The sequence below is a fragment of the Aneurinibacillus sp. UBA3580 genome (assembly GCF_002375825.1).
GTDB lineage: Bacteria > Bacillota > Bacilli > Aneurinibacillales > Aneurinibacillaceae > Aneurinibacillus > Aneurinibacillus danicus.
In genome coordinates, this window is the sequence record NZ_DFMZ01000007.1 from 7095 (window position 1) to 12370 (window position 5276).

7 protein-coding genes are annotated in these 5276 nt (G+C 50.1%); all 7 read right to left on the reverse strand.

What is annotated here, in order from left to right; genetic code table 11:
* The coding region (locus B2899_RS01370) for a hypothetical protein (protein WP_286883481.1) at nt 1-204 on the reverse strand (204 nt) is incomplete at its 3' end.
* 14 nt (nt 205-218) lie between these two features.
* Nucleotides 219-1349, reverse strand: a complete 1131-nt coding sequence (rodA, locus tag B2899_RS01375; RefSeq protein ID WP_286883484.1) for a rod shape-determining protein RodA — start codon at nt 1347-1349, stop codon at nt 219-221.
* 34 nt (nt 1350-1383) lie between these two features.
* Nucleotides 1384-2181: a septum site-determining protein MinD gene (gene minD, locus B2899_RS01380; RefSeq protein WP_146808337.1), complete on the reverse strand. Its 798-nt coding sequence runs from the start codon at nt 2179-2181 to the stop codon at nt 1384-1386.
* 12 nt (nt 2182-2193) lie between these two features.
* Nucleotides 2194-2868, reverse strand: coding sequence for a septum site-determining protein MinC (gene minC / locus B2899_RS01385; RefSeq protein WP_146808336.1), 675 nt, complete (start codon nt 2866-2868; stop codon nt 2194-2196).
* A 66-nt stretch (nt 2869-2934) separates the two neighbouring features.
* A complete protein-coding gene (gene mreD / locus B2899_RS01390) occupies nt 2935-3453 on the reverse strand; it encodes a rod shape-determining protein MreD (RefSeq protein WP_146808335.1) in 519 nt (172 codons plus the stop codon).
* 31 nt (nt 3454-3484) lie between these two features.
* On the reverse strand, nt 3485-4387 hold the full coding sequence (gene mreC, locus B2899_RS01395; protein ID WP_146808334.1) for a rod shape-determining protein MreC: 903 nt from the start codon (nt 4385-4387) through the stop codon (nt 3485-3487).
* Nucleotides 4388-4401: 14 nt separating this feature from the next.
* The coding region (locus B2899_RS01400; RefSeq protein WP_286883488.1) for a rod shape-determining protein at nt 4402-5276 on the reverse strand (875 nt) is incomplete at its 5' end.

The window sequence follows — 5276 nt, forward strand, 5'->3', positions numbered from 1 at the left end:
AACCCGCTCTTCCCGGCGGCGTTTGATTCCGTCCGTATCGAAATATGCCATCGCTTCCTCACTCCTCGTTTCCTTGTCCTTTTGTACAAGTGTATGAACAAGAGAGGAAGGGTAGACCGCCGGGATGAAACTCCGGTTGATATACTTTCCTATCCCGTAAAAAAATATGTCGTCCTTTGCTCTCGCAAGCAAAGAACGACACATCTTCCTGCTCTCCATCATTCAAACATCAATTTTTTCCGTCGCATCCCGATATTCAACACAATACCCATGACAAAGAAGTTGGTAACAAGCGAGCTTCCCCCATAGCTGATAAACGGGAGCGGAATGCCCGTAATCGGCATCAATTGAATCGTCATACCGATGTTTTCGAATATCTGAAACACATACATACCGATCACGCCGGCAATTACATACATACCGAACGTATCCTTGGCCTCCATCGCAATCCGAACCATACGGTAGATGAAGAAGAAATAAATAAAAATCAAGATGCTCGATCCGATAAAGCCAAGCTCTTCCGCGATGACCGTAAACACGAAGTCGCTCTCTCCGACCGGCACCCAACCGTTCCGCGCCTGCGTGCCCTGGTTAATGCCTTTGCCGAGCAGTTGACCTGAGCCGATTGCCGTCAGTGACTGCATCAGCTGGTAGCCTTCCTTCGGATATGCCTCCGGCTTCAACCACGACTCAATCCGCATCCACTGGTATTCATGCATAATATGCTCAAAGAAGAACTGCTTGTGAAACATAAAAACATACGCCAATGATGAGATGAAAATGGCACCGACGATGCCCAGCATTGCAAAGTAGCGCATGGGAACTCCCGCCACGAGCAGCATACTGAACATAATTCCCGTAAATACAAGCGATGTTCCCAAATCCGGCTGGATTAAAATTAATATCAGCGGCACACCAATCAGGAGAAAGATCGGAAACATCGCTTTTAGGTTATCAATCGGCTCTTCCTTCTCATCTTTCTTGGAGATATACCTGGCAACGGCAATGATCGTAAAAATCTTCATTAACTCTGACGGCTGAAAATCAACGATCCCAAGCTGATACCAACTGTGCGCGCCGCTTTTAGCCGGCATGAACAGTACGCCGATAATCAGCACCATCCCGATGCCGTACAGCACATAAGCCAGGTTGCTAAAGCTGTTGTAATCGAACAGCAGCACACTCGCCAGGATCGTAAATCCGAAAGCGTACCAGATGACCTGCTTCCATTCATAATTGGCCGTCGCTGTCGCCCCGGAAATTCCGATAAAACTAAAGATTCCAAGGCACATAAGGAGCAAAATCAAAAGCCAATCCAAATTCCGTATATACTTTTTTTCAAAATCCATGCTCTATCCCCCGATGCCGTGTCCGCACCGCGTATTATCTGATGCCGAATAACCGCTTCACTTTCTTAAAAAACCCTTCCGGCTCTTCCATATTTAAAAACGGTACCGAATCGCCCAGAATGCGGCGCGCGATATTACGATACGCAATTCCGGCTTTCGCTTCATGATTCATCGCAACCGGTTCCTTTAAATTCAAATGCTTAATGACCTCTTCATCATCCGGTACGTAGCCAATCGGATCGACAGATAGCATGGCGACTACATCATCGACATCGAGCATATCACCCGTGCGTGTCATGTGCGGACGAATCCTGTTGACTACCAGATACATTGCCTCCATCTCCTCCCGCTCCAGCAGACCGATAACACGGTCCGCGTCACGAATCGAAGAAATCTCCGGCGTCGTTACTACAATCGCTTTGTCCGCACCGGCAACGGCATTCTTGAACCCCTGCTCGATGCCGGCCGGACAGTCGATTAGCACGAAGTCAAAATCCGTCTTCAATTGGTTTATCAGCTCTTCCATCTGTTCAGGCGTAACCGCCGACTTGTCCTTCGTCTGCGCCGCCGGAAGCAAATAGAGTGCGTCATCAAACCGCTTGTCTTTTATCATAGCCTGATGAAGCTTGCAGTTGCCTTCAATGACATCCACCAGATCGAAAATAATCCGGTTTTCGAGTCCCATCACCAGATCAAGGTTTCGAAGTCCAATGTCCGTATCTACCATGCAGACTTTTTTGCCTAACTGCGCCAAGGCTGTTCCAATATTGGCAGTCGTCGTCGTTTTGCCGACGCCGCCTTTTCCCGACGTAACCACAACGGCTTCACCCACGAGGATCCCCCCCTATATGACAAACCGACCCAGTTCAGGTCGGATTTTATGCAATTGATTCATTTTTTCAATCGCTAAGCGCCCGTTGGCGATGTATGCGAATCCCATTCGCGCCATCTCCTCCGATTCCTGGCCGTCCGGCACCGGATTGATAATGCCGGCGATACGCACCTGAGTGGGAAGCATCTCATGCGCGGCGATGATACACTGCTTATTCCCTTCGCAGCCAGCATGCGCCGTTCCGCGCAGCGAACCGAGAACAAAAATATTTCCTGTACACATGACAAGTGCGCCCGAATTGATGTCCCCAAGCAGCAGTAAATCTCCTTCATGGCGAATGACCTGTCCTGAACGCACCGTACGCGTATAGACACGCATTTGAGAGGCCAGTTTGTCGCGCAGCGCTTCTTCTTTTAACATTACGTCCGACTCAATCGTCTTGACGACCAGATTGCCCCGCCGCTTCAAGATTTCACGAATCTGCTGTTCTTGACTTGCGGATACATACCGCATCCCCAGCTTCACTACAATGCTAATCACCGGGCCTGTCAGAATCTGCTGGTGGCTTTTCTCAATCTTCTCCCGCAGTTCCTCAAGCAGTTGCTCAAATGAACATGTGTCGTCCAGATGAAAGACGAGGCCCTCTTTGGTCCCTTTAATTACTACATTTTGTTTTACTTTTGCCATAGCCAAAGATCCACCCCGTATTCTTAAATATTCGCCATGGAGTGACGGTTTCCTGCCGAATGAGAACTACGCAATCTCCTGCTCGAGTCGGGACTTGTTCAGCAGCCTGTTCATCGGGCGGAAAATCAGCATGGCGAACAATGCATTGAAGATAACGGTCGGAATCGCTTCTTCAAATAATAACGCCAGGGCATTCATATACGCCATATTAAACAAATGATATATCTCATAGACAAGCCATTCATTCACAAAAACGACCACCAGTACGTTAATGAGTACCAGGAACCAACTCTGATGGAAGTAGCGGGAAGTAAGCCCGGCCAGATATCCCAGCGTCGCCATGGCAAATGCATAGACACCAATCACTTCTGCGTACACCACATCGTATAAGAGGCCGAAAAAAAGGCCGAAATACAGGGCCTTCCTTCGTCCGGCGTACAGGCCGATAAATACCGTCCCCACCAGCACAAAACGCGGGATGATAAGCCAGGGAAGTCCCCACACTTCCGGAGCGAATACCTGGGCAATCGTACCTTCAATTAAAAATAAAAGAAACATGACTACAGATATTGCGCCAATCTTCACTTACGTTTGTACCGCCTTTCTTCCGGCTCTCTTACTTGCCGCCCTTCTTCGCATTCTGTTTCTGCTGCTGTACCGGTGCCGGATCCACCACAAAATCGCGCTTCGCCACAAATACCTGCTCAATCTGGTAGAAATTCGCAAGCGGGGTAATACGCGCAGTCTGCGTTAATCCGTAATCACCGTCTCCTACCGAGCTTACGCGCCCGATGACCAGCCCGGGCGGCATCACGCCTCCCATTCCGGATGTAGTCACGTATTGCCCCGGCGTAATTTTTAAATCTTTCGTTTTCGGGATTTTACGCATAATCAGTTCATGCTTCTCCAGGTCATAACTCTCGATGACGCCATAAATCGCCTGATTTCCCTGAATCGCGGCGGAAATGTGGTTCCCCTGTTCGATATCCATCAACAGCTCCACCTGCGAAGAAAAAGCGGACACGCTCTGTATACGCCCGATTAATGCGCCCTGCGCCGAGATGACGGCCATGTCGGGTTCAATGCCGTCATTCTTTCCTTTGCTGATGGTCAGCATATTATTCCAGCGGTCCGGCGACCGTGCAATAACGTCCGCCGCATACTTCTCGTATCCTTTAAGCTTCGTATCCTTAATGCCAAGCATGGAGCGGAGGCGTTCATTCTCACGTCGCAAGTCATCCGCTTCCACTTGCAGTTGTGCATGCTGATCCAGCTGTGATTTCAGCGCCTTATTCTCTTCATATATGTTGTAAATATGCTTAATGTTGTCGAAGAAACCAGAGACCATTACGGTCGGCTTGTACAGAATGCCCTGTACGAAAGAAACCGAGTCTTTCGCGAATCGTTCCGGCCAAGTAGGAACAGGGCGCTCCTTCAATGTAGCGCCCATAACCGCAATCAGCACAATCAAGCCGATTAAGATCGCGATTAACCGCTTATTGCCAAAGAAATTGGTCACTCCTCAACACCCGCTTACTTGCGTCCAGAACGCATCGTGATGCCTGATTTGGACTTAAACAGGTGCAAGTTCTCCAGCGCGCGTCCTGTACCAATCGCTACACAATCAAGCGCATTTTCCGCCACCAGCACCGGCATGCCTGTCTCGTCTGCCAACAGCTTGTCCAGGTTGCGCAGCAGCGCGCCGCCGCCGGTCAGTACAATGCCGCGATCCATAATATCGGCCGCCAGCTCCGGCGGACTTTTCTCCAGCGTAATCTTCACTGCGTCGACAATGCTCTCCACCGTCTCACTCAGCGCGTCAGCAATCTCCTGCGCGGTAATCTCAATGGTTTTAGGCAAACCGGAGATTAAATCGCGGCCGCGGATATCCAAAGTTTCCGGCTGTTCCGGCGGAATGGCAGATCCAATCTCCATCTTAAGGGCTTCCGCCGTCCGCTCCCCAATCATAAGGTTGTATTTCTTCTTGATATATTGAATGATCGCTTCGTCCATTTCGTCGCCCGCAACGCGAATGGATTTGCTTGTCACGATACCGCCGAGTGAAATAATGGCCACCTCGGTCGTACCGCCGCCGATATCCACCACCATGCTGCCCGTAGGCTCCCATACCGGAAGGTCGGCACCAATGGCAGCCGCAAACGGCTCTTCAATCGTAAACGCTTCGCGTGCGCCCGCAAGCTTTGTAGCATCTTCTACGGCACGCTTTTCCACCGCGGTAATGCCGGAAGGAACACATACCATGACGTTTGGTTTGCGCGAGAAAAGGCCGCGGCTTTTCTGAGCCTGATCGATAAAATAACGCAGCATTGTCGCCGTCGTCTCAAAATCGGCGATAACACCGTCTTTCATCGGACGAACGGCTACAATATTGCCCGGCGTTCTTCCGA

Bases quoted from the DNA above. Each gene is read 5' to 3' on its own strand.
- rodA (WP_286883484.1), bottom strand. From the start codon at position 1,349: ATGGATTTTGAAAAAAAGTATATACGGAATTTGGATTGGCTTTTGATT.
- minC (WP_146808336.1), bottom strand. From the start codon at position 2,868: ATGGCAAAAGTAAAACAAAATGTAGTAATTAAAGGGACCAAAGAGGGC.